The organism is Mucilaginibacter sp. 320_HR, from assembly GCF_059691875.1.
Genome location: NZ_JCAWAI010000008.1, coordinates 25284 through 51502 on the forward strand (window position 1 = coordinate 25284; position 26219 = coordinate 51502).

Here is a 26219-nt window from a genome sequence, read left to right on the forward strand (position 1 = left end):
CTTTTAACGGTGTAAATCATTAAGGACCGCATTTAGTTGCAAGTTAATCAAATCCACATCCCTTCAAAAGCCATTAACTAAATTTAACGTTTTGTGGCCCTACGTAATATAACTTCGTTAAAGTGAGACTAACAACGGCTTATTAAACATTTACCATTAATACGTAAGCGGCCTGCCCTTATACATTCTCAGCAGCTTATCCGTAAACGACAAGCTGTAATCCGGCGGGAGTAAGTTGAACTTTTTGAGGGAGATATAGGCGAGGTAGCGTATCTGCCATTTAGGATTCCTGAGCTTGTTTTGCAGCTCCTGTATAATATCCTCTTTGTCTACTACTACAGGGTTGTCCAGGTAGTTGGGCAGCATGGATATGGCTGCGCTTTTGGTGTATAGGTTATCGTCGGTCAGTTCCTGGTGCAGCCGTTTTGCCACGTGCTTTACAAATAGCTTTGGATGGGTTTCTATATGCGCAAACTCTATCAGGTTATCTACCATCTCCTGCGGATTGGCAGACGATTTTGCTTTAACCAGGATGGTATTCAGCAGGTTAACAAAAAATTCGCCCCACCTATCCGAATCTCTCGAAAGCGCTTCAAGTACTATAGGGAGGGGCTGCAAAACCGGGTCAAATTGTACTTGTTCCAGTTCCTGCAAAAAGGCCTGCGGATTGGCATTGGCATAGGTAAGTATATCGGCAAAGAGCTCCTGCATCTCCGCTTCGGTATATTTCTCCCAAAAATCTTTTATACGATCTTCAAAAATCAGCAAAAAACCGTTCATAATCGCAACAGTCAGGTAAATGAACAACCTTATTGTAAGGCTCTTTTATAAACTCCTCAAGATAGCAATTGTTACCTGCCTCAAATGCTAAAACGTATTCCTATTAGTTTTGCAAAGGTATCGTTCCTCAATATCTTAAACTGCGAAGTACTTGATCATAGGGTCTGCATAAATTCATTTTTAGAGAAACAGTTGCCTGCTAACTATATAGCCATTACTTTGGCCGTATGAACCAGCCCTTACCATTTACCGACGCCGAAATAGCAAAGCTGCGGGCCGAAACGAAAGGCACCGCACAGCGCATACATTTTAACAATGCGGGATCATCTTTCCCGCCAAATGTTGTTGTAGGTACCGTAAAGGCTTACCTGGACGAAGAAGCGACTTTTGGTGGTTACGAAAGCGAGGCGAAGTACGCCGCCGAGCTCGACCGCACTCATGACCTGATTGCGCAACTGATAAACGCCGGCCGGGATGAAGTAGCAATAGTGGAGAGCGCGAGTGTGGGCTGGGGATTACTGTTCAACGGTATCGACTTTAAGGAAGGGAACGAAGTGATCATCTCCGAGATGGAGTACGTTACCAATTTAATGGGTTTTATAAATGCGCGTAAGAACCACGGCATCAAGATCACACTTATCCCTAACGATGAAAACGGCGATTACTCGCTCCAGGCGCTGGAAGACGCCATAAATCCGCAAACAAAACTGATAGCGGTAACGCACATACCTTCTACATCGGGTAGCATGATGCCCATAGCGGAGATTGGGCAAATAGCACGCAGGCACAACATCCTTTACCTGGTAGATGCTTGCCAGAGCGCAGGCCAGCTCCCGGTGGATGTTGAGGCGATAGGCTGCGACATGCTGTCCGTAACCGGCCGCAAATACCTGCGCGCCCCGCGGGGCACCGGGTTTTTATACGTGCGCAAAGCCGTGCAGGACAAATTGAAGCTGATACTGTTGGACAGCCTTGCCGCAGAGTGGGTAAGCGAAGATGACTTTAAAGCAAGGCCCGATGCACGGCGGTTTGAATTGTATGAGAAAAGCCGTGCACTTACACTTGGGCTGGGTAAAGCGATTGATTACGCGCTTGCCATAGGCCTGGATAAGATATGGATGCGTATACAACACCTGGCAAGTTTGATGCGTACAGAGCTGCGTAATATAGACGGCATAACCGTACATGACATTGGCAGCATGCAATGTGGAATAGTTACTTTCTCTGTAGCCGGGCTGGACGCCACCGAAGTAAAAACAAGGTTATCAGTAAAGCAAATTAATGTTTCTGTTGCTAAAGCAATCTCCACCCTAATTTACATGAACAAGCACCACCTTGCCGCAACGGTAAGGGCATCTGTGCATTACTACAATACGGAGGAGGAGATCCGGACCCTATGCAGCGCGGTGAGAGAAATAGCAAAACCATAGCGTTTACCGCGGCGCGAAGGTTAACCGCATTTTAACATCAACATTAAATGCCTAATTTTGAGCCCCGATGTTAAAAATCCTGCTCAGCTTTTGCCGCTTCCTTTTATTCTGGACTGTGTTCGGCGTTCTTACCCGAACTGCATTTGTGCTTTACTTTAAGGATAACCTGCGTGGTGTAAGCGCCGGCGAAGTGCTGCAAGCTTACTTGTATGGCATGCGGATGGATGCATCGGCCGCAGGATACATCGCTGTTATCCCCCTCCTGGTATTTGGTATAGGCTGGTTTTTTAAGAAGCACATTAAACCGGTATGGCTAAGGGTGTATGTATATACCGTGCTGTTTTTGATAGCCTTAATAGCCATTGTAAACCTCAACATCTTTCGGGAATGGGGCACCAAGGTTACCTACCGGGTATTTGCCAACTTTTTTGATGCGCCTAAAGAAGGATTGGCTTCCAGCAGCTCATCTCCTATCGCACTAAGTTTAAGTATTGGTATAGGCCTGCTGGTAACAGGTGCTTTACTGTCAGAATACATCATCGATTACAAATTCAGAAAGCCATCTGTTCCGTTTATAGCCAAGCCGCTAATATTTGTGGTGCTGTTCGGGCTTAACCTGGTGGTTATTCGCGGTGGGCTGCAGCTGGCCCCTATGAGCCAGAGCAACGCCTATTTTAGCGATAAGCCTATACTAAACCAATGTGCCTTAAACACAGAATGGAACCTGCTGCAAAACACCACTGAAAGCGTGCAGAACCCGGAGAACCCTTACCTGTTTATGCCTCCTGATAAAGCTGCTGCATTGGTAGACAGCATGTACTCGGTTAAAAAAGACACTACCGAAATGCTGCTGACCACCACAAGGCCCAACGTGATAGTTTTTCAGCTGGAAAGTTTTACTGCAGACCTGATCGCGTCCCTTGGCGGTGAAAAGGGGGACGCGCCAAACTTCGAGGAATTTATAAAACAAGGTGTTCTGTTCGACAGTATTTACGCCACCAGCGACCGTACCGATAAAGGCATGATCGGCATTATGAGCGCCTTTCCGTCGCAGGCCCTTCGTACCATTGTAATTGATAATGCACGACAGGAACACCTGCCCGCACTAAGCAGTGTATTTGCGGATGAGCATTACCATACCTCCTATTTCTACGGTGGTGAAAGCGAATTCATGAATTTTAGGGCTTACCTGCTGAGCCACCGAATTAAAGAGATTGTAGACAAGAAAAACTTTGCCGCTAACGAGATGAACTCGAAGTGGGGCGCGCATGATGACGTGCTGTTGAAGCGAAATGTGCAATATCTTACGGGGCAGCAACAGCCTTTCTTCAGTTACGTGCAAACGCTTAGCAATCACGAGCCCTTTGAAGTCCCGGTGAAACCACATTTCCCCGGCGAAGATCTGCCTAATAAGTTCCGCAGTACGGCTTATTACACCGATGCCAGCCTGAAGGAATATTTTGACCTGGCCAAGAAACAACCCTGGTACAAAAACACCCTGTTTGTATTGATTGCCGACCATGGGCATAGGCTGCCTTTAGATCATTCTGAACCATACAATCCGCGTAAGTACCACATCCCGATGTTGTTTTTTGGTGATGTGATAAAACCCGAATACCGTGGCAAACACATAAACAAACTAGGCGGGCAAACCGATATGGCAGCCACCCTGCTTGCGCAACTGGGTATTCCGCATAGACAGTTCAAGTGGTCTAAAAACCTGCTGAACCCGTACAGCAAGCCATTTGCCTTTTTTGATTGGGACAACGGAATGGGCTTTAAAACACCACAGCAGGCTGTCACCTATGATAATGCCGGCAAGCGGATAAGTTACGTAGAGAACCGTAAACTACCCCAGGGCACTATAGATAGCACGCTGTTGTATGGTAAAGCATTTTTGCAGCAGGTATTTACCGAGTATATGAAGTATTAACAGATCATCATCAAGCTAAAACTATGAAGAACCTCTTCCTTGCTATTCTTATTATGCTTAGCCTTAACGGCTTTGGACAGGACCATAAAACACAGATAGAAGAGTTCCGGAACAAGTATAAGGCAGACTTTTTAAGCGATGCACGTTCACCGTTGAAAAAGGAAGACCTGGCGCTTTTACGCTTTTACGACGCCGACAGCACTTACAGCGTTACCGCGCAGGTGGAGGTACTAAATAACGAAGCGTTGTTTATGATGCCGGTATTCAGCGGTACCGAACGGGAGTATGTGCGGTATGCCACCCTAAAGTTTACGCTTAAAGGCAAACCTCTGCAACTTACCCTATACAAGAGCACGGCACTTGCCAAAACAGCGCAATATGCCAATTACTTGTTCCTGCCTTTTACAGATGAAACCAACGGTGCTGAAACTTATGCAGGCGGCAGGTACATTGACCTGAGCACGCAGGACATTAAGAACAACATGCTGGTGCTCGACTTTAACAAAGCATATAATCCGTACTGCGCGTTCGCCAGCGGGTACTCCTGCCCAAAACCTCCGGATGAGAACAAGCTGCCGCTGAAAATAGAAGCAGGCGAGCAAAATTTCGCAGGCGGAAAGAAACACTAAAAAAGAAAGCCGGCAATTACTTGCCGGCCTCCAGTTATTCAGTTTTGTTTGTATTCTTTAGAACTTTGTACCAAACGCGCCAACATACAGCGCAGGTTCCGGCGATGTGTAGGTTATGCCATTTGTAAGCGTAATACCTGCTTTGTGATGGCGTGTAAAATTCAGCGTGCCTTTGTTCAAGGCCGGTGAACTACCTTGCAGGTGAAAATCCCAATTGGTGTCGTAATCAGCGTTACTTACCGCCGTAGTTAAAGGGTAGTTAACAAATTTAGGATCGTTCTCGCCTGCCTTTGTCCCTTTAACATCATTAACACCGGCAACTACGTCGTTCTTGCCCGGCTGGAACTGATCAACCGTAGCCTGATCATAACCATAGTAATAATTGTTGCTGTATTTGCTGCGGTTGTCCTCCGGTTTCTTCGGATCGCGTTTCACACCGAAACGGGTGTTTGCGAAAAGGTTATTGTAAAGATCGGCACGCACGGTAGCTTCCAGCCAAACCGAACCACCTTTAGCCGTCGGCCTTCTCCAGCCCGTGTTCACCATGGTGTTGTTGTAGGCGATAATGTAAGCCTGTGGGGTACGGTCGCCGGCGTTTGATAGCTTTAACGCGTTGGTGTTGGTGCTGTAAACAACATTGTAAGCAACGTCGGCCAAGCAGCCCGATTTAAAGTTCATGGCTTCGCCGCCGCTCACACCTGTAGTGTAGAAGGTATTGTTCGCAAAGATGATCTTGCCACCCTCAATGTAAGTACAGTCTTCCTGTAAATTGCGGAAAGTGCTGTTCACTACAATCAGCTTTCCGTTAACATTAGAGAACCAAAGAGCAGGCAAGTTTTCGCCGGCAACTGCTTTGTATAAGCCCATCTTTACCGATGTTGATGCATCTGAAGTAGTTGCACCACCATACTCAATAATTGTGTGGTCAAGCACCAGTTCGGCACAGGTTGGCGCCGCAAGTATGCCGCCCCACAGTTTGCCAAACTTATTTTCAGCAGTGCGGTAAGCATCACTTACCGTAAACTTTATTGGTTTATCAAGGGTACCTAACGAGTATAGGTTACCTTTAACCACAATCTCCGGCTTGGCAGTTACATCCATTAATACGGTTACACCTTCTTCTATTGTAAGGCTTTTTCCCTCCGGTATAATTATATCGCCTTTAATTTCATGCACGCTGTTCTTGGTCCACACGCCGGATACCTCTCCAATTGCGGAACCGTTCTCGGGTGTAGTATCTACATACTTGTTGGCCTTCTCGCAGCTGCTTAAGGCTACTGCGCTTATTGCTAACGCTGCTAATATTTGTTTCAATTTCATATCTCTCTTATTAAATGATGTCTTACCCTTAGTTGAACTTATATCTCACACCCAGCAAATAGCTTTGTCCGTAATAATCTGCGCGTATCAAAGTCTGCCCGTTAGATACCAGCTTTTCTTTAACATCATTATTGGCGGGGTTTGTACCTTTTATGTAAAGCTTAGCAGGTGTGTTCGCGATGTTACCTGCCTTAACAAATACGCTAACGTTGTTCCTGAAACGCTTTTCGGCAGATGCATCTACCTGGATAAAGCCTTTCTGCCATAAGTCATTGTTCAGGAATTGCGATACTGTATTAATGCGCGGACCGGTATAAGCGCCTGCCAACTGCACATCCCAGCCATGTTTCGTGTCCTTGTACAGCACAGATAAGTTTGCGATGTGTTCAGACTGCCCATAAAGCGGACGTGACTGATTCACCAGGAACGATTCGATGTCGCCCGTTGCAGAGTTTATCCTTCTTGACGTTTTTGGCGTAGTGATACGCGAATGCGTGTAGGTGTAGTTTGCCTTAACACCAATCTTGTTGAAGAACTTAATATAATCTATCTCCGCGCCGTAGTTGTTGGCTGTACCAAAGTTGCCTGGTGTGTAATAGATATCCTGACCGCGTACAGCATCCGGCTGGAAGGTGTACTCTATAGGATCTTTTATCCGTTTGTAGAACGCACCTACCAATAACTGCTCTGATGCACCCGGGAACAATTCGTAACGCAGATCGTAGTTATCTGCAAGGGAACGTTTAAGGTCCGGGTTACCGCGTTCCTCGTACTCCTCATTAACTACCTTGCTTGGCACTATCTCATAAAAACCAGGGCGGTTTAGTGCTTTGTAATAAGATGCATGTAGCTGTGCCTTATCTGTAAGGTGGTACTTAACTGTTGCACTTGGCAAAACGTCGGTGTACACCTGGCTGCCGGTAGGCCGCGATTCGCCTTGAGGAAATAAAAGGCTATAACCCTGATCGGTATGCTCTACCCTTGCACCTGCAATTACCTCTAGCTTATCTGATGTAAGCTTGAACATGCCATAACCGGCACCGGTTTTCTCAGAAGCATCATAGGTAAGCGAGTTGGCAACGCCACCCTGTGGGTTGCTCACCGTAAGGTTAAGATCGGTGTAGTTCTGGAAATCTACTCCGTACAATGGCGCTTTACCGTCAGCTTTAAGCGGCGTAAAGAGGTTATATTTGTTAAAGAAGCTGCTGCGTTGCTTATCGCGGTATAAACCGCCGGCCATAAAGTCTATCTTGTTTTCGCCGCTTTTAACAGTGTAAGTCAAGTCCAGGTAACCGGCCTTGTCTTCATCTGTATTGCGTTCCCAGCGGCGCTCAACCGGGTTGGTGTTTACCAGCGACAAACGGCTATCCACCCCATTGGTACGTAAGCCGTTCAAGCTTATCGTGGTATTATCCGGAACTTCGTTTTGAGCTGATGAATACACACCAGACCATTGTACTTTAAACTTGCCGTCAAAAAACTTATGATCGCCATGCAGCGTGGTGTTGTATATCAGTTGCTCTGTTAACCTGCTGCGGGTGCTGTAAACCAGTTCGGCATTGTCACCGCCGCTTGCTGTGTATATGTTGTTGTAGGTGGTATTTACCTGATCGCGTAGCTGCTGATTTTTAAGGTTTACGTACACATTGTAAAGGCTGATCTTGTTGTTCTTGTCAAAAACGTAATCGACCTTTCCGTGCAAACCTAAACGTTTCTGCTGCTCGGAATACTCGCGGTAGATTTGGCTCGTGATCTTGGCATAAGTATCCGTTGCATCAACAGAAGAATTGTAGAATGTGCTGTTGCTGCCGCGGTAGGTGTTCTGGTAGCTGCCCGCTACTATAACACCCAGTTTACTATCAAAGAACCGCTGACCAATAGACATGCTGCCGACAACATTGGGTGCCGGCTTTTTGGAGGTGTAATCGAGCGTACCTTTTGCAAAATCGGCTTGGGTGGCGTTGTAAGTACGGCCGTTTATTTCGTAAGGTGATTTATGGCTAATGCCTGATGCATCGTAGCTTGTAAAGTTGCGATCAAAGAACAGTTGATTGTAACCGCCAGCTATATTAGCGTTGATCTGGAAGTGATCCGGCGCGTTCTTCATCACCATGTTAACTACGCCGCCAACCGCATCACCTTCCAGGTTTGGCGTAAGGGTTTTGTAAACCTCTAAACGGTCCAGCAGGTCCGATGGGAAAAGGTCAAGCGGTACGTAGCGGTACTTGTTATCAGGACTGGGAATTTTCACGCCATTCACCAGCGTATAGTTATAGCGTTTATCCATACCGCGCAGTATAGCGTACTGGCCATCGCCATTACTGTTACGCTCGATTGATACCCCTGAAACACGCTGCATAACGTTGGCTACAGTAAGGTCAGGCGATACCTCAATGGCTTTGCCGGAAACAATGTTCATCACCTGGTTGGCGTTTTGCTCTATCCGGCGTGCGTCCCTGTCGCTGGCTCCGTTAACATTGCTGGCGCGCACGGTCACCTCCTGCAGGTCCTTACCACCAGGTTCCAGGTATATCTTTATAGTTGTTGTAGCCGGTGTTACGTTTACCTCGCGCGAAACTGTTTTGTATGTTATATACGAAACGCGCAGGGTTGCAGCACCTTCGGGTACGTTCTTCAATTCGAATGAGCCGTCCAGACCGGTGCTTGTGGCTTTACTTGCTTTATCTAAAGTGACGGTTGCACCAACAAGCGGTTCGCCGGTGTTTTTGTCATATACATGGCCTTTAATATTGCCGGCACTTGCTGCTATTGTACAAAATAATAGGGGGAAAAGGAGCTGTAAAAGTTTATTCATTTCTCTGTTAATAGTGTCGTACTTACCTGGGGCTGAAATTCAGGCGCAAAGGTGAGGACATTAAAACAGATAGGAAATAAGGGAGTGCTTTACAGACGGGCAGAACGGATTTTAAAAGTAAAATTTACTATATAACTATCTGTTATACAGATAAATATACACCATTCACAAGCCCGTTATACTTTCGTTATATTTATGTTAATTACATGTTAACCAAATAAATTAATATAAAGATTAATTTACAAGAAAGATATTGAGGTAAAAGGAAATTACTGCAACAGGAATGTGACAGTGGCTGTCTCCATCAAAAAAAGGGGGCTGCCCTTTAAGAGCAGCCCCGCTTATATAATTATTAGCTTATTGTTTAGAAGCCGTATCTCACGCCAATCTGGAACTGATAAGGGTTACCGCTTAGGTTTGATACACCGGCATTGGTGTTAACGGAGTACCCGTACTGTTTAGCAGCAGCATCAAAGTTCTTGATAGTGTATACCGATGTTGTACCAACGTTGTGGTTTACACCCCACTCTTTGTTAAGCAAGTTGGCTACGTTGAACAAATCGACAGATAACTCAAGATACTGTTTCTTATAGATGTTTAGCTTTTTAAGCAACCTTAAATCAACTACGCCATAAAAAGGATTTACACCGCCATTACGCTCTGCAATTTTGCCAAAGCTGTTGCGGAGGTACGTTTTCATGCTCTCCTCTACCTTAGGGTTGTTCAGGATAGCATTGATACCATCCTTAAGGTATTGCGGTGTAGACGCAGCATTCGGGTCGTATATGTAAGCAAGGTCGTTGCTGGCAACAAAGTCGCCGTTAACGTTACCATTCACCACCATTGAATAACGGGTACCGGCAAGGCCAGAGAACCTTACACCTGCGCTAAAGCCGTGGAAGGTTGGCGAGCTGCCGTAAGCAACTATCTTGCTACGGAAGTGGTTATCAGAGTAGCTCAACGGACCAAGATTACGCGGATCATCCTTTACATACTGGTTCAGCGTGGCAGTGTTGGCTACGTTACCATTGTATGAAGTATTGTCTTTAGTTTGGTTCCAGGTGTATGATACCGAGATCTCCCCCTGTTTGTAGTACCTGTAGTAGGCATCCATTACAAAGGCCATTTGGTTTACTCTGCCTATGCTCTGCAGCTCCAGCACGCGGCCTACCTCGGTGGTTTTACGACCCTGTGTCCAATCGGCCGAGCCATTGGTGGCATTAATGGTGTTTGCAGGCACATACACACCCCTGTTATCTTCAGCAGCTATGCGGAAGTAAGGTGCGTCCACCATGTTTTTATCCAGGTAGGTGTAGTTGTTACGGCCAAGGCTTAGGTAACCGCTTAAAGTCACGCGGAAGTTCTGTGCAAAGAAGTGCGAGTAAGATGCATTGGCTTTATAAACCGTCGGCACTTTAGCATCCTTACCATTCATGTTAATGGTAGCCAGCTTAGGTATGTTAGCGTTAGCCAGCAAGTCCGCGCCGGGGGCAGAATTAGGGTCTGCGCGGTAAGCCGGAAAGTTTGGCTTAGGCACCAGGTTACCGGTAAGGTCAACACTCAGGATGTGGCTGCCATCAAACAACATATTGTTAATCATGGAGTACGGGTTCAAGGCTGAACCTAAAATACCACCACCTACGCGGATAATGTCCCTGCCGTTCTGGCCAACATCCCAGGTAGCCTGTACCCTTGGCTGCACCTGCAGCGTGGTAAGCTTGTTGGAGGTGTTAAGGCCCAGTGTACGGTCGACAACCGGGTTGTAGTTTGCCCTGTCCAGATAATCGGTGTAGTCTAAACGAACACCAGCTGTAAGGTCGAAACCCGGGAACAGTGATGTTTGCACCTGTGCATAAAGGTTAGGCGCAAGTATGTTGAATTTTATATTGCGGTCGTCTGAAGTGTAAATATCCCTTGCATAACGGTATGGGGTAAGGTTGTCAAAGTTGGTGAGGCCGGTAAAGTAAAAGCGACCGTTTATCTCGCTGCCGTAGATTGAGTTTTGATTGGTGAACGACAAACCACCACCAAAGGTAAAGTTATACTTGCCTTTGGTCCAATATAGGTTGTTAGTAAGCTGTACTACGTTATTGTTGAAGTAGTCGCCGCCATAACGCTGACCGCCTAATTGTATAGCAGTTGTATAAGTTGAGCCATCCGCCGCTGCAGAAGATATGTTCTGTACAATAGCACGCGGGATGTTGTCTGCAGGCAGCTGGCTGTTAGCAAACAGCTTGTTGTACTCCCAATAGTGCTGAATTTTTAACTCGTTGGTTAAGGTTGGGCTGAGTATGCTACGCAAAGATGCCATGATGCTGTTGTTCATGCTCTTGCGGGTGCTGTATACTTCGTAAATATTGATAGAGGTGTTGTCTCCGTCAGACTGGTTATCCAAGTCGTAAATGAAGTTATCACGAATGGTGAACAGGTTTTTTGAGTTGATCTGCCAGTCTATACGGGCAAAGCCTGCGTGAGTGTTCTTGAACTTATCAAACTGGCCAAACTGCGGTGTGTTGGCCACGCCATATTTCGAACGGGCAATTGACAGGTAATTATCCAATGTAGCCTGGGTAACATTGTAGCGTTTCTCATCATCTGCCGACTGTATGTTGGCAATATACAGCGGGCGTGAATCGGCCTGGTGATCCCACGCTATGAAGAACTGCGCTTTATCTTTCACGATTGGGCCGCCTAACGAGAACCCGTACTGGTAAGTAGAGAACGACTGGTTACGTTTCAATCCGTTAAGACCATAAGGGCTGGAAAGCCAGTTTGCACGGCCGTAAGTGAACGCGCTTCCGGATAATACGTTGGTACCTGATTTAGTTACTGTACTGATAGTACCGCCACCTGCATTACCGTAAGTGACGTCATACTGGTTGGTAACCACCTGGAACTCCCTCACCGCTTCCAGCGATATAGAGTAAGCACCGGTTGGCAAACCGCCAGATATCGTACCGCGCGCTTGCATACCATCAATAGTATAGTTGGTTGCAGATGCCAATTGGCCGTTAAGGCTGCTGCCTGCGCTTAGTGGAGAAAGATCTGCCAGCGAGCTAAAGTTACGTCCGTTTACGGGTAGTTTAGCAATGTCCTTTGCAGTTACCGCTGTAGAAGAACCAATGTTCTCTACCTTGTTGCGCAGGGCCGGAGATTTAATTTCTACCACATTAAGTTCGTTTACCTTGTTCTGCATGGCAAAGGTTACCTGCAACAGGTCGCCCTGATTTAGCGAGTATCCTGTTTGCTTTTGAGCGGTCATGCCCATAGCCTCTACAGTAATACTGTAAGGTGAGCCCAGCGGAAGTTCCTTTAACAGGAACGCGCCGGCAGAGTTAGAGGTTGATTTAATAGAGAAGCCTGTCGACTCGTTTTTAACGGTGATAGTGGCGTTTGGTAAAACCTCGCCGCCCGGGCCTGTTACTTTACCGGATATACCGGCTAAGTTCGTTTGTGCCATTGTTTGAAGTACAAATAGCACGCTGAAAATACCTGAGAGGTATAATTTTTTTAGAAAACCTTTGTTTGCGCTTAACATGTGATCGTTTTTGTTTGGGGCGAAGGTGCCGCAAACGTGTTAAGCGAAAGTTTTTGAAAGATTACCTTTTGATAGTTAAATCATCAACTAAGTGTTAAATCTACACTAGTTCTGGTTACTATTTAACAAAATGATAATTTTTGAAGGTATTTAGATAATTTATTGAAGTAGCCGGACTCCTACTGATGATTAATATTGCTCAGCACCCTGGCAAAAAGCCGGCGGCTCTCCTCCTCCGGAATTTGCTTTTCTACAGCCCGGCTGTTAAACAAAAAATGAGAAAGCTCGATAGCAACGGTGTTGTCTTTAAGCAGATTGGCCAATTCACCCAGCTCAGTACCCGTAGCCTCCTGAGCCAGTTTCCTGGCTGATAACTCTAGTATACGATCTTCATTCTCCATCTGGGTGCAGGTACAAGGCTCACAAAAGGTTTACTAACCATTTGTAGAATAACCACGAATATTTTCTTAATAGATAATTGGTAAACTAAAGGTATAATAATAACTACAAAATTAATAGACTAATCTTCGAAAACGTTGTAGTTGGTATTTCAACAAAAAAGTTGTTGATGATAGTTGCAGGATGAAAAAATTTGCATTTACTTTGAATTACAAAGTTCTTTAAATAATAATCATGCAAATCTCAACTGTTCTGGACAAGTTACATGCACAAGCAACGCACAACAGGTGGATGCGTTACTTTGCCACCTTTAACCGTGTGGCGCTGGCGTGGGGCTTCCTGCTTTCAGGCTTTATAAAGATAATGGGCGAACGGTTCACCTCATTGTCCAACAATCATCCTATGGGTGCTTATCTGGAAGCACTTTATCATACTGGTTTTTACTACACCTTTATTGGCGTTGCACAGGTAACGGCCGCGGTTTTGATTCTTATTCCGCGCACCGCAGTTTTGGGAGTACTGTTATATCTACCTATCATCCTGAATATATGCGTGCTTTCGTTATCAGTACGTTTTGAAGGTTCGCTGATCACATCTCCCCTAATGGTGATATCCTGTCTGTTTCTTATATGCTGGTATTATGACAGGATAAAGTACATACTGCCTTTTAATACCCCGCCGTTCACCAGGAGCACAAGTCCATCTGAATATAGTAACAGCTTTCCTAAAGCTTTCTTTGCCGGGGTAGTTGCAACCGTTGCCATAGTGGTATTTGCACTAACACATATGTTTAGCATTATGCCCCGCAATACCCTATCTGATTGTAATCTCCAGTGTAAGGACAGTGCTAACCCGGGTGCATGTAAGATATTTTGCGAGTGCATTCATCAAAAGGGTCAGACGCTAAATAAAAGCCTGGATGCTTATAACAAAGCGGTAAAAGGCAATGACGGCACCAAATAAGAAGCATTTGAACTCTAAAAAAATGAATAGAAATTTTGTGTGTCGATGTTAACGACCTGATTTAAATTTTACATATTTTCGGTGAACGGGCGATAAAGCGCTTTGCAATCAGATTCACCAATGGCCGATGCTGTAAAACCTCAAAAAAAATCAAGAGTTTACTTTCCAAATCTTAATGGTGTAAGGGCCATAGCAGCGTTGTTGGTGGTGATAGCCCATATAGAACTTGGCAAGCAGGATTTTCATCTTACTGCAATTGACTTCTTCCCGCTTACCAGCCTTGGCCGGGTGGGTGTATCAATATTCTTTTCGCTCAGCGGCTTTCTAATAACTTACCTCCTGCTGGAAGAAAAGCTAAACTTTCAAAAGGTAAGTATGCCCGCATTTTACATGCGCCGTATACTGCGTATATGGCCACTTTACTACGTGGTGGTATTTATCGGTTTGCTGGTTTACTGGCCACATGCGAAACCATTTGTAATGGCCATCTTCTTTTTGCCTAACCTTGCGTTTGCCCTGAAAATAATACCGGCCCTGTTTGATCCCATATGGTCAATTGGTACCGAAGAACAATTTTACATCTTCCACCCCCACTTTTTTAAATTTAAAACTACGCGCCAGATCTTTCACGCGCTTATTATTTTCATGATCCTGTTTTTGGCGCTGGTACAGGTGATAAGGCACTTTCAGCACCGGAGCGATGAGATGCACGCCCTGAGCCAGCTCACCTACTACATGCGTTTTGATAACATGATGATGGGTGCTATTGTAGCGGTAATTTACTTTAACACCAAGCATCAGCACTTCAAATTTAAGCTGCAGGGCTTATTCAACATTATGTTTAACAAGTATGTACAGGTGCTGCTTTCAATAGCTTTGCTGGGCGTTATCTATCTGTACATCGTGCGCAATATGCCCGAAGGTGACCTCGTTATAGCAGCTATTGCGGCTTTGCTAATTGTAAACCTATGCGAAACGGAGACCAGCATTTATAACCTTACCAACAAGAAGCTGATGTTTATCGGTGAAATATCTTACGGCATATACCTGCTGCATAAATTCCCGGTTTACCTCATGCTTTGGCTCACTAAAAACTATATGCCGAACATGAACTATTACTTGCAGAACGTAATAATTTACGTGGCCAGCTACATCCTGGCTATTATGTTGGCAGCTCTCTCTTATTACACACTGGAGAAATACTTCCTCAACTTAAAAAAGCGTTTCGCAAAGATCACGCAACATTAAACATTTAATTTTCAAGGTCGCTTAACTGCACCTCGCTGGCCCGTTTAAAATTGTTGCTGATGATCTTCATATCGGCATCAATCAGCACACTTTTCGGAAGGCCGGAAATGTTGTACCTCCGTTTCAGACTGGCAACCTGCTTTTCATCAGCAAAAAGATTTACCATGGCTAGCTGATGCTTTGCCGTTAGGCTCTTCCACACTTCGGCCGTTGTTTCTATGCAAACATTTATAACAATCAGTTTTTTGCTGGTGCTATAAGCTGCCGACAACTTGTTCTCCGCCGGAAATTCTTTTATGCAAGGCGCGCACCATCCGGCCCAAAAGTTTATCATCACCAGCTGACCTTTAAAGTACGACAGCGATACTGTATCTCCATTTAAGTTCACAAGCTTAAAACCCGGCGCCGCCCTACCTACTGTCGGCAGGGAGAACCTGGCGTTGCTAACAGAGTCAAGAATTTGCTTGCTTGCAGGATCTGAAAACGCAACGCGGCTAAGCAGCTTATCGTAATTCTGCTTTGATCGGGCATAAACATCATATAAAAGGCGCATTTTAACTACATCGCCGGTCTTGCTGGTTCCATAAACTTCCTGCGCAGCAGCAAGCATATTAGTAGAAAGCAACGAATCGATTTTGCTTTTTGCCAGTGCCAGGTGCCTCATCCGGAATACGGCATACCATAGATATTCAGAACTGATGGTGACATCTTCGTTCACCATCGGAATCTCCTTGTCAAATCGATAGTAGCTACTGTCCACTTCTATTTCCCGGCCCGTTTTAAACGCTTTGTCAAACAAAACGTGATGCTTAAGAAAGGCATTGTTATACATCAATCGCCAGTACTCACATTTCTTAAAGTCTGTTGAAAGCGGAGAGCTGTAGCCGTTTAAAAAGTTAAGGTTGATCTGATTTATTGAGTCTGCGATTGATGGGAACTGGTTGAAGTTATCCACTTGGGCACCGGCTGCATAGTAGGTTTGGTTGCTTTTTGCTACGGTGAAGTAGGCGTGGTAATAGTTATTCTCCTGCTGAAGGTCGCCTGTAAAGGACAGGTTTAATGGCGATGTACTTTCGACGGTACACTTTACTGTTTTTCCCGGCGCATTAAACACCCTGAACGGTAACGAACTAAACCGGATGAAATCCGGGTAATTCATTTGGGTGCGAAACGTTGCAGACTTACCCGGCGCAATAACCGCTTCAACGCCCTTCTCTGATACCGGTAGATAATAGTAAATAGTCCCTTTTAGCCTTAGCGTGTCGGTAGTGTGGTTTTCTATTGTGGTAAAAGCATCTATACCTTTAAGGCTCACCAGCCCTTTATTATTAGTTGCCGTACCCGTTTGCTGCGCCCAAGCAACCGGCAGGTATAAACACAGGATTGATGTAAGTAGCAATAATCGCATATGTAAAACTAAGAATTTAGTTCTACTTGCACGATTAACTTGTAAATATCTTGAACATTTATATTTCGGAGTTTAGCTATTTAGTGAATAACATAATTCACGGTTAATAGTATGTTAAGTTCACCTAGACGACGCCATTATCAAACTGTAATTTTGTCGACCGTTAAAGCTTCCAACTGTTTCGCATCGACTATTTTAATGCTTTTACCATCTGTTTCAACCCAATTATTTACTTGAAAATCATTCATCACTTTAAACAAGGTTTCATAAGCCACCGCGGCGAAAGATGATAGATCTTGTCGCGATAACTCGATATTTATAAAACCCAAGTCGTTTGTTCCAAACTGCTTTTTAAGGTTTAATAAAGCTAACGCTATTCTTTCCCTAACCGGCATATGAACAAGGTTCCGCATTCGTCTTTCAGACTCTTGCAATTCGTCAGCGAAAAGCTTCATCAACGAATAGGTTAGCTTAGGATTAACGTTTAAAGTAGACTCAAAAAAGTTAAGGTCGACAGAACATATTATAGAATTTTCCAGCGCAGTGGTAGTTACGGGATATACAGGATCGTTCCCCAAACCCATGTGGCCCAGTATATCGCCGGGCTTAGCAAAACGAATGATCAACTCTTTTTCTGAATCCCAGCGTTTATGTGTTTTTATCTTACCTGAATAAACAAAAAAGAGCCTTGTAACCGGCTCGCCTTCTTTAAAAATATGCTGGCCTTTCTTTACCTCGTAATTTTGTTTGTGAGATGCAATAGCCATTGCCCAGTCTTTACTGCAATTACTGCATAGGTAACACCTGTTAACATCACAAACACCCTTTATATTTTTCATTGGTTTACATCAATAGCTCGCAAAAGTAGAAATGTCGTGGTTTATTTCGACTCTATTTCTTTAGCAACATAATCAACCGAGAGCGGACCCGAGCCTATAAGTATAAAAAGAAGCAGAAACGCAAGGCATAAAACAGACAACCATAAGTTGCTATTCAGATCAGACTTTAAGTTCCCGGCAACCATTATAGCTCCTGCAATAACCGGTAATTGAAACAGAGCTGCCACACGCGTATAAATTCCCAAAAAAATGAATAAGCCACCTGCCATATGTACAAAAATTACGTAGAACATGATAGCAGAAAACATCCACGCCGGTAAACTTAACCTATTAATCGCTCTTACCGCATCCGCCAAAAATTGCTGATTTTGAAGAAAAGCGTAGCCTTTAAGTACTAAAAACAGCCCCAATAGTAACCGGAAAACATCAAGTATAACAGGGTGGTGAGTATCTCCCCACTCCGCTGCTTTTTTAAACATCTTCATATTACAGTTATTAATATACGGTAAGTTAAAGTAAGCGACATGCGCAGGCAGCGAAAAATCGATACATATTTAAAACAACATAAATAGTATATAATTGTTATTTTTGTGCCGTTATTTTATTGCCTATACAATATATAATGTTCTCATGATAAAAAATATTCTTTCTAATTCTATCCCCATTTCACCTTTATTAAAAGAGATTGAAAACAATCAGGATCAATCGAATGAAAAAATTTATAAAAAGGGTCGGTTAATTCGCATTTCCTTGTATGCTATTATAGTTGCAACGTGTATCAGCTTTATAGCCAAAGCTTTGGTTTCGTTGATTAACCTGGTGACCAACATTTCCTTTTATGGCATCTTTGATCTAAAGTTTCACAGCCCGGCAGGCAATCACCTTGGGTTATGGGTGATTGTTGTACCGGCAATTGGCGGTATAGTTGTCGGCTTTATGGCACTATACGGATCTAAAGCTATAAGAGGCCACGGGATACCGGAAGCAATGGAACAGATCCTGACCAACGAAAGTAACATCAATCCCGCTATTACATTCCTTAAGCCAGTATCGTCCGCTATCGCAATAGGTACTGGTGGCCCCTTTGGCGCAGAAGGCCCCATTATAGCAACCGGGGGTGCTTTGGGGTCTACATTAGGCCAATTATTTAAAGTTACCGCAAATGAACGCAAGGTTATTCTTGCGGCGGGAGCTACTGCCGGGATGTCTGCTATCTTCGGAACACCTATCGCAGCAGTATTCTTAGCGATTGAATTGTTGTTGTTTGAGTTTTCACCCCGTTCTCTGTTACCTGTGGCCTTAGCTTGCATAACCGGCGCGGCCGGTCACCATTTCCTATTCGAATCCGGTCCTATCTTTGAAATGCCGGATCTGTCCATACCGTCTAACACCGCTCTTGCTATTTATAGCTTTTTGGGATTACTAATCGGCCTTATTGCTATAGCAATAACTAAAATAGTTTATTTTATAGAGGATACTTTTGAAAAGCTGCCTATTCACTGGATGTGGTGGCCTGCGCTGGGCGGTTTGGCAGTAGGCCTTATCGGATATTTTGCTCCGCATTCATTAGGAGTAGGTTATGATAATATCACCGGTATTCTTTCCGGTACATGGTCTATACAACTCCTGTGCATGCTTTGCTTTTTCAAGTTTCTTTCATGGGCCATTGCATTAGGAAGCGGCACATCCGGCGGAACGCTGGCACCTTTGTTAACTATAGGTGGTGCCGTTGGTGCCATTTTAGCCTACATTGTACTAAAGATATATCCCGACGCCGGGATTACGCTACCACTAGGCGCTTTAATCGGTATGTCGGCTATGTTTGCAGGCGCGTCACGTGCTTATCTCACCAGTATTGTTTTTGCGCTTGAAGCAACTATGCAGTCTCATGCTTTACTGCCGCTGCTCGGCGCTTGTACCGCAGCCTACCTGGTTTCATTCTTTTTAATGGAAAACACCATTATGACGGAAAAGATTGCCCGCAGGGGCGTTAACACACCAGACTCGTTTGAACCCGACATTTTACAACAAATGACGGTTGCGCAAGTAGTTGGAAACGAAACACTAGTAATGAACGCTGAAAGCACTATTGAGGAAACAAGAACATGGCTAAGTGAGAACATTACCGAAGAAAATTACCTGATTGTAGTTGACAATTCCGGCGATTATGTGGGGATGCTCAAACTCATAAATCTGTATGCTAATAACCTGCCCGGTGATCTTAAATTAAAACAGCTGATTAAGAACGATGCTCATTTCCCGATAAATACGAAAGATTCATTAAAGAAAGCTTTGCAGACAATGTCTAAAGCCGGTACCGACATATTACCGATCCTGGCTGCGGATGGCGGACGCCGGCTAGTAGGCGCAATTTCATACAAAGAAATCATAAAAGCCTTTCAGGTTCAAATGAACTCGGATGAACACGTTTACGCAAGAATATCTTTGAAACGACAACGCATGAAAATGCTGGTTAAAACTAAGAGACAAACTACTGGTTAATTTAGCATCTGCACGAGAGTTACCCGGGAATCCTGCATATTACGGCATGTACTTACAATGGTGCCGAACGAGAGGTATACTTATCTTGGAGCTATGCTAAACAGCATGGTTTGCAAGCCAGAAAGCTTGTTTGAGAACTTAACAAAATTTAACACATACCTTCTCAATAAGTGTGTATTTTCATTATCGGATATTTACCTCGATAATTGATTATAAACATGTTGAACATATACCTTAAAACTGCCTGGCGAAGTATCACTAAAAGGACATTTTACAGTGTATTGAACATAGCCGGCCTGTCGCTGGCTATTGTTTGTTGTACGCTGATCTACCTGTATAATAATTACCAGCTAAACTTTGATAACTATCACAAAAACGCAAAGAACATTTTCAGGGTGGTGTATGAACTGCACTTGGAGAAAACCGAGTATGATAAAGGCAGTTCGGTTGCAGTTTATAACGCGCTCAGGTCAAATAATCCAAAGATCAGACGAGCCGCATTTTCCATTAATAATCAAAGCTTTGTTGTAAACGTTGATGGCAGCTTGGACAAGCGCTTTAAAGAGGAGAAAAATATTGCATTCACTAACTCCGAATGGTTTAACGTATTCTCTTACCATTGGTTAAGCGGCAATTCATCGCAGCTAAATGAACCGAATACTGTTGCCATTACGCAAAAGCAGGCAAATAAATATTGGGGAAATGCAGACGCAGTGGGCCGTACAATTACCATTAACGGGCAACCACTTAAAGTTATAGGTGTAATAGCCGACAGCCCTTACAATACCGATCTGAGATCTGACCTGTACCTGTCTTTTCTTTCTCTAAACTATTTGTTACCCAAAGTTGAGCCCGAGTTTTTTACCTATTGGGGATACTTGAACAGTACCAATAGTACTTTCGTGTCGCTTACTGATCCTGCACAAAAGCAATCGGTAGAACTGGAGCTGGCCCGTTTAACAAAGCAGCACCTGGGCGACGGTGCTAAGTACTATGTATTTAAATTACTTCCATTGCAAGATCTGCATTTTGATGCGCGTTATGGTGGAAAGATCCAAAAATCCTTGTTGATTACGCTGGGTATGATCGCCTTGCTGATATTGGTAATTGCCAGCATTAATTATATCAACATCATGATTGCTGGGCAGGCGCGCCGCAGTGTAGAGATTGGCACAAAGAAAGTGTTGGGTGCGTCCACCAGCCATCTTTTCATGCAGTTTATAACAGAATCCCTCTTGATTGGGGTAATAGCGGTGTTGATAGCTGGCAGTGTTGTATTGTTGGGCTTGCCAACAATTAACAACCTGCTGTTTGATGGCGAGCCGGTGCACATTCTATCATTTAAAGAGCTTTTCTTATTTCTATTGCTGATGCTGGTAGCCATTACTGCAGGTACAGGCGTTTACCCTGCATTGATCCTGAGCAGGGTAAACGTCTTCCGTGCGTTAAAAAACAATTTTTGGAATATTAAGGCTGGTGTTAGCCGGAAAGTGTTGGTAGTTCTGCAAAACGTAGTTGCGCAGACACTTATTGCTTGTACCGTCATCATTATTATGCAGGTTAATTTTCTTAAAAATACAGATAAAGGCTTTGACCGAAAGGCCGTTATAATGGTGCCGGTAGGTAACATTACAGACTCCCAAAAAGAACAGTTGCGCAACTCCCTTAAATCAGTCCCCGGCGTGCAGTCGTTTACCTTTTGTAATAATCCGCCATCAAGTGACAGTCAGCGGGGCTCAACCATTAAGTTCAGCGATCGTGAATGGGAAAAATGGCCGGTGCGTTTTGCCATTGGCGATTCGGCTTATGCAAGTACATTCGGTTTGAAGCTGGTTGCCGGCAGAAACGTGCGTGCCAATAAAAGCATGCCGGAGTACCTGATTAATGAAAGTATGGCAAAGATGCTTCATGTAAAAAGCACTAATGACATTTTGGGTAAAAGCCTGCTCCCTGGCGATGTGAAAGGCGTGATTGTGGGAATTGTTAAAGACTTTAATGTGCGTTCATTGGTTGAACCTATTGAACCGTCCGTTATACTGGAACACAAGGACCTTTTGACTAATGTAGCGATTAAGCTTTCGGGCACAAACACCGAAAGCACCTTAAAGAATATACGGTCATCATACGGCAGCATTTTCCCCGAGCAGGTTTTCAGCTATAAGTTTATTGACGAGGAAATAGCCAGATTATATAAAACTCAATATCTGCAAAAAAAGCTAATCTCAAGCGCCGCTGTCATCGCTATTGTTATTAGTTCGCTGGGGTTACTCGGTCTGATCTCACTTATTACCATACAACGAACTAAAGAGATTGGTGTTCGCAAGGTACTGGGTGCCAGCATTACCGATATCACTACAATGCTTTCCAGGGAATTCATGGTGCTTGTGACCATCTCATTTGTTATTGCATCTCCTATTGCGTGGATAGCGATGCATTTATGGCTAAACGGCTTTGCTTACCGAATTACCATCCAATGGTGGATCTTTGCGCTTGCCGGCGTTGCCGCAGTGCTGATCGCCCTTGTAACCATTGGGTTTCAATCTGTAAAAGCCGCAATGAATAATCCTGTGAAAAGCCTGAGAACAGAGTAAGTAAACCGCTAAACAAAAAGCCGGAGAAAACCACACAACCATTTACTCTCCCGCAGGTTTTTGCCAAAAGTATTTAGGGTTATTTACCGCGTACTGGTCGCTCCTGCCCATCTGTTTTTTAGGCTGGTGCAGGGTGTTGTAGTCGCCAGGGTAAAGGTTGAGATAATCGCTTGCCTGTTTACCGGGCTTGTTGGTTTCTATGTCCCATTCGCTTTTTGCAGCGCACTGCAGCCAGTACAGGTTTTTAGACATGTAATAGCCCAGGTAGTGCTCTTTGGTTTGCTTTTGCTTATTGTTCCAATTGGCATCAGAATTAAGCACCAGGTCGTCACTGCCCTTTACAAGGCGCTCCCGTACTTCTTCAATGCTTAGCAGGTTACCTTTGGCATTGGCTACATACGCGTTAAAGGTTGGGTCCATCCACACCCATTTATTAAGTGACTTTGACCATACTACGGTGATTACATGGCAGTCGTTATCGGCGGTATCTTTGGGCATACAGGTAACCACACGTGTTTTAAAACCTTCGGCCTGGTAAGCATCGCGCAGAATGGTTGCCATCATGCGGCAATTAACACCACGGTTCTCTTTCTGGCAAACGGCTATCAGGTCAATGGCGTTCCTGGATGTTGGGTTGCTGGAGTTGCCATCGTGCCGTACCGAGTTATGCGCCCAGTAGAGCAGGTTTTTAAATTTACTTATCTCATCGCCGTTTCCGCTTACCGAATCCAGGTTGAACTTGTTGCGCAAAGCCACCAGTTCGGGTGCCTCTGCCTGCTGATAGGTAAATACCGGCCAGGTTTTGTTAACCGCTTTATTGTACGGGCCGGCATGTTGAATAACATAACTGTAATCGCTTTTTTCGCGCATGCCCTGCATTACGGCTTTAAAGCGTTTCTCCTCGTGCAGTGTGTTGAGGTCGCTGTCGTCTATGGTGCTTTTATAGTTATTATAACCAAGTGCGTAGCTTTTCTCGAAAGCGGTTAGCGCGGGCTCTTTCCTGCCAAGCAAAGCTTCATAGCAGGCGATGTTGTAATAATTGCTGGCCGCCCATGATTTATATTTATCCTTGCGGTTGGCGTCGGCTTCGTCGTACTTTACTATCCATGTCTTTAATAATCCATCTGCTTTCGCATACTCCTTAGCCTGCGTTGCGGCATACCGCTGGGCTTCTATGTCTTTTGTGAACTTTTCAAAGTCGTCGGCAGCAGGTTGCATTTGCGCAATGGCAGTGCTAATGGTTAAACAAGAAAACGCGAGCAGTAGTATTTTTTTCATGGTCAGGCTTTTTAGTAGAAGACGAGATCAATTTAAGAAAAGTTGCAAGCATCTTTTCTTAAAAGCTATCTTTTAGAAGCTTTTTTGCGCACGGAAGCATATCTCTGCAAAATTTGACAATCAATTTCTATTCGAGGCAAATACCAGGACAGGTTATCTAAAAAGTGTGGTTTTTGCAGGTTTTGGTATGAGTAATATAGCCATTCAACCGGTGGGCAGTTTGCTGTTCCTAAAGCCCTGGTTGTAAAACTGCATTAGGGTACAATCGCACCCATAGCCATTACCAGCGACTCTCTGGCGCTGTCAATCAAATTGCACGTAATGTGAACCTTAATGATGGTGCCATCTTTTCTACGGTGTTTAACAACTCCTATATCATTTATTCCTTTTTTAAGATCATGAAAGATCATAATAGCGGTATTGATTTCTTCGGGGGGACGAAGATCAAGCGCGCTCATTTTCAGGAACTCATCTTTAGTATAGCCGTAGCGCGCAGATGCAGCATCGTTCACGCCGGTGATCAGCATGGTACGCCTGTTAATAATCCACATTGGATTAATATTCTGGTCAAAGTAGGTTCGGTACTTGCGTTCGCTCTCAGAAAGTCTGTGCGTATGCCTTACAATAAGGAAAAATAAGAGAATGCCGGTTATCAATACGTAAGCAATGCCTTTAATACTCCCCAGAAAAAACACCTCATCGGCTCCCAGGATGGCCTGCAGAGTTAGTAGCAGGCGGTCACTCAACGTGATCCATAAGATGCCCATAACGATATAAACGAGCGCGATCTTAAAAGCTCCGGTTCTCATGAAAAGGTTCTTAAATTAATTAGGTAGTTGAAAGTAGTAATTTTCTATATAACTGAAAAACAGAAAACTAAATCAGAGCCTAAAAACCGCATATAGGGGGTAACACTAATGCACACTACTTTTTAAAGGAGATTATAAAGGTTGTGCCTTGATTAGGCTTGCTATGTACCTGAATGTCGGCCCCGCCGCTTGTCAAGTGCATTTTTACCAGATAAAGGCCCAGCCCCTTACCCTCCACGCCAGGATGAAAGCGCTGCTGTTCTTCAAATATCCGGCCCTTCACTTTTTCAGTGCTAAAACCCAGCCCGTTATCTTTAACCTTAACCCGTATGCGGGCATCATCAGGCTTGCTGGTCAGCTCGATCACCGGTGGTACACCAGGTCGGGCATACTTTATACTATTAGAAATGAGATTTAAAAAAATGCTGTCTAAATGGTCTTCATCAAAACAAACGGCTGCAGCTTGCGAGAAATCAGTGGCAATTACCGCTTTACTTTCACTGATTAAGGCAGCCAGCGATGTTTTGATCCGGTTGACCGCATTGCCGAGTTTAACTTCTCCCTGGATACGCTCTTGCTTCCCTTTGTTTACCAACCGATCCAGATAGTTATCCATTTTAACCTTCAACTCACTGATAGTAGCCTTTAATAAGCTAAGAGACTCCTCGTAAGGGGAAATCGGTGTTTTAAGCTCATTATAAATATCAAAAATAGACATCATGTTACCAACCGGGGCGCGAAGATCATGCAGGGCGGTATACACTACATCTTTTAGCTCCTGCTGATAAGCACTTAAGTTTTCAAATGCCTGATCACGTTTTGATTCTTCAATCTTCTGAGGGGTAATATTCTTTGCTACGGCAAATACCAGCTGCAGTTCAGTATTTGGTACCGACGTCCATGATAACCAAACCAGTTCCCCGTTTTTCGTAACGTAACGGTTCTCGAAATTTTTCAGTACCTGCTCTTCCCGCAACGCCTGACGGCGATGCTCTGTCGCCAGTTGATCATCCGGAAATACAAATGAATTGATTGGTCTGCTCAGAAGCTCCGCTTCTGTGTAGCCAAGGGTTTCGGTTACCGCAGGATTTACTTTTTTAAAGAAGCCGTTGAACCCGGCTATGCAAAAAAGATCTTTCGCAGAATTAAAAAACAAGTTAAGATCAATGTCGCCATTCGGCAAAAAAGCACTTCCTAAATCATGAGGGGAATTAGCAGTTAAGGAATTACTCATCGGATCGTCAAATTAGGGTATAAGCAAGTATCGCCTAAATATACGGCAAAAAAAGCGTCACGAAGGAAGGGCTATGGATGTTTAAAGGTTACGTGAGACAAAAAAGAGTCGGTTACATCAAGAAGTAAACCTTGACTAACAAAAGGCCTTAAATAAGAACATAGTGACCGCTCCTTGAAATAATTGCACTATCAAACGGGAACGGGAAAGGTACTTACCAATCTGCTTTACGTTGCCGTTTAATGAATATTGTTGTCCGCCCTCAGCCCAATCGACAATGGTGTTGTCTTTCCAACAGATGGTCTTTATGAAGTTTGCGGTATTATTTGTTTCTTCAAGTATCAGGCTGATGGTGAAGCAATGTACATAAAATAAAAAAGCCCCACATCTCTGTGAGGCTTTTTGCTCCTGAGGCTGGGCTCGAACCAGCGACCCTCTGATTAACAGTCAGATGCTCTAACCGGCTGAGCTACTCAGGAGTGTTTTCCGGTTTGGAGAGTGCA

At 44.4% G+C, this 26219-nt stretch carries 18 protein-coding genes and 1 tRNA gene; 7 read left to right on the forward strand and 12 right to left on the reverse strand.

Going from position 1 to position 26219, the window contains the following annotated elements; all coding sequences use genetic code 11:
• Nucleotides 1–156: 156 nt before the first annotated feature.
• Nucleotides 157–780 (reverse strand): hypothetical protein, encoded by a 624-nt coding sequence (locus AC59GT_RS20395; RefSeq protein WP_497239376.1) that lies wholly within the window; start codon nt 778–780, stop codon nt 157–159.
• Nucleotides 781–1007: 227 nt separating this feature from the next.
• On the opposite strand from AC59GT_RS20395, the gene AC59GT_RS20400 reads away from it, so the two are divergent.
• The 3 genes from AC59GT_RS20400 (at nt 1008) to AC59GT_RS20410 (ending at nt 4772) form a co-directional block, all read left to right on the forward strand.
• On the forward strand, nt 1008–2210 hold the full coding sequence (locus AC59GT_RS20400; RefSeq protein ID WP_497239377.1) for an aminotransferase class V-fold PLP-dependent enzyme: 1203 nt from the start codon (nt 1008–1010) through the stop codon (nt 2208–2210).
• A gap of 67 nt (nt 2211–2277) precedes the next feature.
• Nucleotides 2278–4143, forward strand: coding sequence for an LTA synthase family protein (locus tag AC59GT_RS20405; protein ID WP_497239378.1), 1866 nt, complete (start codon nt 2278–2280; stop codon nt 4141–4143).
• A gap of 23 nt (nt 4144–4166) precedes the next feature.
• On the forward strand, nt 4167–4772 hold the full coding sequence (locus AC59GT_RS20410; protein ID WP_497239379.1) for a DUF1684 domain-containing protein: 606 nt from the start codon (nt 4167–4169) through the stop codon (nt 4770–4772).
• Between the two features lie 57 nt (nt 4773–4829).
• Here the strand turns inward: AC59GT_RS20410 and AC59GT_RS20415 are convergent, their stop codons facing one another.
• The 4 genes from AC59GT_RS20415 to AC59GT_RS20430 form a co-directional block, all read right to left on the reverse strand.
• Nucleotides 4830–6092, reverse strand: a complete 1263-nt coding sequence (locus AC59GT_RS20415) for a right-handed parallel beta-helix repeat-containing protein (protein WP_497239380.1) — start codon at nt 6090–6092, stop codon at nt 4830–4832.
• Nucleotides 6093–6120: 28 nt separating this feature from the next.
• The gene (locus tag AC59GT_RS20420; protein WP_497239381.1) at nt 6121–8907 is read right to left on the reverse strand and encodes a TonB-dependent receptor; all 2787 of its coding nucleotides are present in this window, start codon (nt 8905–8907) and stop codon (nt 6121–6123) included.
• A gap of 364 nt (nt 8908–9271) precedes the next feature.
• Entirely contained in the window at nt 9272–12367 is a 3096-nt protein-coding gene (locus tag AC59GT_RS20425) for a TonB-dependent receptor (protein ID WP_497239382.1), read from the reverse strand.
• Nucleotides 12368–12624: 257 nt separating this feature from the next.
• Nucleotides 12625–12846 (reverse strand): hypothetical protein, encoded by a 222-nt coding sequence (locus tag AC59GT_RS20430; RefSeq protein WP_497239383.1) that lies wholly within the window; start codon nt 12844–12846, stop codon nt 12625–12627.
• A gap of 232 nt (nt 12847–13078) precedes the next feature.
• Between AC59GT_RS20430 and AC59GT_RS20435 the strand changes: the two genes are divergently transcribed.
• Both AC59GT_RS20435 and AC59GT_RS20440 read left to right on the forward strand, forming a co-directional pair.
• Nucleotides 13079–13807: a hypothetical protein gene (locus AC59GT_RS20435; RefSeq protein ID WP_497239384.1), complete on the forward strand. Its 729-nt coding sequence runs from the start codon at nt 13079–13081 to the stop codon at nt 13805–13807.
• 120 nt (nt 13808–13927) lie between these two features.
• Complete coding sequence (locus tag AC59GT_RS20440) at nt 13928–15055, forward strand: acyltransferase family protein (protein WP_497239385.1); 1128 nt, start codon at nt 13928–13930, stop codon at nt 15053–15055.
• Between the two features lie 4 nt (nt 15056–15059).
• Here the strand turns inward: AC59GT_RS20440 and AC59GT_RS20445 are convergent, their stop codons facing one another.
• The 3 genes from AC59GT_RS20445 to AC59GT_RS20455 all read right to left on the reverse strand — a co-directional run bounded on the left by AC59GT_RS20445 (nt 15060) and on the right by AC59GT_RS20455 (nt 17787).
• Nucleotides 15060–16463 (reverse strand): TlpA family protein disulfide reductase, encoded by a 1404-nt coding sequence (locus tag AC59GT_RS20445; protein ID WP_497239386.1) that lies wholly within the window; start codon nt 16461–16463, stop codon nt 15060–15062.
• Between the two features lie 140 nt (nt 16464–16603).
• A complete protein-coding gene (locus AC59GT_RS20450; RefSeq protein WP_497239387.1) occupies nt 16604–17302 on the reverse strand; it encodes a Crp/Fnr family transcriptional regulator in 699 nt (232 codons plus the stop codon).
• Nucleotides 17303–17343: 41 nt separating this feature from the next.
• A complete protein-coding gene (locus AC59GT_RS20455; protein WP_497239388.1) occupies nt 17344–17787 on the reverse strand; it encodes a DoxX family protein in 444 nt (147 codons plus the stop codon).
• 145 nt (nt 17788–17932) lie between these two features.
• On the opposite strand from AC59GT_RS20455, the gene AC59GT_RS20460 reads away from it, so the two are divergent.
• Together AC59GT_RS20460 and AC59GT_RS20465 are read left to right on the forward strand one after the other, a co-directional pair.
• Nucleotides 17933–19804 carry a chloride channel protein gene (locus tag AC59GT_RS20460; protein WP_497239389.1) on the forward strand — a complete coding sequence of 624 codons (1872 nt, stop codon included), beginning with the start codon at nt 17933–17935 and terminating at the stop codon, nt 19802–19804.
• Between the two features lie 218 nt (nt 19805–20022).
• Nucleotides 20023–22395 (forward strand): ABC transporter permease, encoded by a 2373-nt coding sequence (locus AC59GT_RS20465; RefSeq protein WP_497239390.1) that lies wholly within the window; start codon nt 20023–20025, stop codon nt 22393–22395.
• Between the two features lie 42 nt (nt 22396–22437).
• Here AC59GT_RS20465 and AC59GT_RS20470 read toward each other — a convergent pair whose 3' ends face one another.
• The 4 genes from AC59GT_RS20470 to AC59GT_RS20485 form a co-directional block, all read right to left on the reverse strand.
• Nucleotides 22438–23673: a TPR end-of-group domain-containing protein gene (locus AC59GT_RS20470; protein ID WP_497239391.1), complete on the reverse strand. Its 1236-nt coding sequence runs from the start codon at nt 23671–23673 to the stop codon at nt 22438–22440.
• Between the two features lie 254 nt (nt 23674–23927).
• Nucleotides 23928–24482: a PAS domain S-box protein gene (locus tag AC59GT_RS20475; protein WP_497239392.1), complete on the reverse strand. Its 555-nt coding sequence runs from the start codon at nt 24480–24482 to the stop codon at nt 23928–23930.
• Between the two features lie 115 nt (nt 24483–24597).
• Nucleotides 24598–25716, reverse strand: coding sequence for a sensor histidine kinase (locus AC59GT_RS20480; protein ID WP_497239393.1), 1119 nt, complete (start codon nt 25714–25716; stop codon nt 24598–24600).
• A 405-nt stretch (nt 25717–26121) separates the two neighbouring features.
• Nucleotides 26122–26195: transfer RNA gene (locus AC59GT_RS20485), tRNA-Asn, on the reverse strand.
• Nucleotides 26196–26219 lie beyond the last annotated feature (24 nt).

Excerpts from the sequence above, each read along its gene's own strand:
- AC59GT_RS20395 (WP_497239376.1), bottom strand. The coding sequence starts at position 780 with ATGAACGGTTTTTTGCTGATTTTTGAAGATCGTATAAAAGATTTTTGG.
- AC59GT_RS20400 (WP_497239377.1), top strand. The coding sequence starts at position 1,008 with ATGAACCAGCCCTTACCATTTACCGACGCCGAAATAGCAAAGCTGCGG.
- AC59GT_RS20405 (WP_497239378.1), top strand. The coding sequence starts at position 2,278 with ATGTTAAAAATCCTGCTCAGCTTTTGCCGCTTCCTTTTATTCTGGACT.
- AC59GT_RS20410 (WP_497239379.1), top strand. The coding sequence starts at position 4,167 with ATGAAGAACCTCTTCCTTGCTATTCTTATTATGCTTAGCCTTAACGGC.
- AC59GT_RS20415 (WP_497239380.1), bottom strand. The coding sequence starts at position 6,092 with ATGAAATTGAAACAAATATTAGCAGCGTTAGCAATAAGCGCAGTAGCC.
- AC59GT_RS20420 (WP_497239381.1), bottom strand. The coding sequence starts at position 8,907 with ATGAATAAACTTTTACAGCTCCTTTTCCCCCTATTATTTTGTACAATA.
- AC59GT_RS20425 (WP_497239382.1), bottom strand. The coding sequence starts at position 12,367 with ATGGCACAAACGAACTTAGCCGGTATATCCGGTAAAGTAACAGGCCCG.
- AC59GT_RS20430 (WP_497239383.1), bottom strand. The coding sequence starts at position 12,846 with ATGGAGAATGAAGATCGTATACTAGAGTTATCAGCCAGGAAACTGGCT.
- AC59GT_RS20435 (WP_497239384.1), top strand. The coding sequence starts at position 13,079 with ATGCAAATCTCAACTGTTCTGGACAAGTTACATGCACAAGCAACGCAC.
- AC59GT_RS20440 (WP_497239385.1), top strand. The coding sequence starts at position 13,928 with ATGGCCGATGCTGTAAAACCTCAAAAAAAATCAAGAGTTTACTTTCCA.
- AC59GT_RS20445 (WP_497239386.1), bottom strand. The coding sequence starts at position 16,463 with ATGCGATTATTGCTACTTACATCAATCCTGTGTTTATACCTGCCGGTT.
- AC59GT_RS20450 (WP_497239387.1), bottom strand. The coding sequence starts at position 17,302 with ATGAAAAATATAAAGGGTGTTTGTGATGTTAACAGGTGTTACCTATGC.
- AC59GT_RS20455 (WP_497239388.1), bottom strand. The coding sequence starts at position 17,787 with ATGAAGATGTTTAAAAAAGCAGCGGAGTGGGGAGATACTCACCACCCT.
- AC59GT_RS20460 (WP_497239389.1), top strand. The coding sequence starts at position 17,933 with ATGATAAAAAATATTCTTTCTAATTCTATCCCCATTTCACCTTTATTA.
- AC59GT_RS20465 (WP_497239390.1), top strand. The coding sequence starts at position 20,023 with ATGTTGAACATATACCTTAAAACTGCCTGGCGAAGTATCACTAAAAGG.
- AC59GT_RS20470 (WP_497239391.1), bottom strand. The coding sequence starts at position 23,673 with ATGAAAAAAATACTACTGCTCGCGTTTTCTTGTTTAACCATTAGCACT.
- AC59GT_RS20475 (WP_497239392.1), bottom strand. The coding sequence starts at position 24,482 with ATGAGAACCGGAGCTTTTAAGATCGCGCTCGTTTATATCGTTATGGGC.
- AC59GT_RS20480 (WP_497239393.1), bottom strand. The coding sequence starts at position 25,716 with ATGAGTAATTCCTTAACTGCTAATTCCCCTCATGATTTAGGAAGTGCT.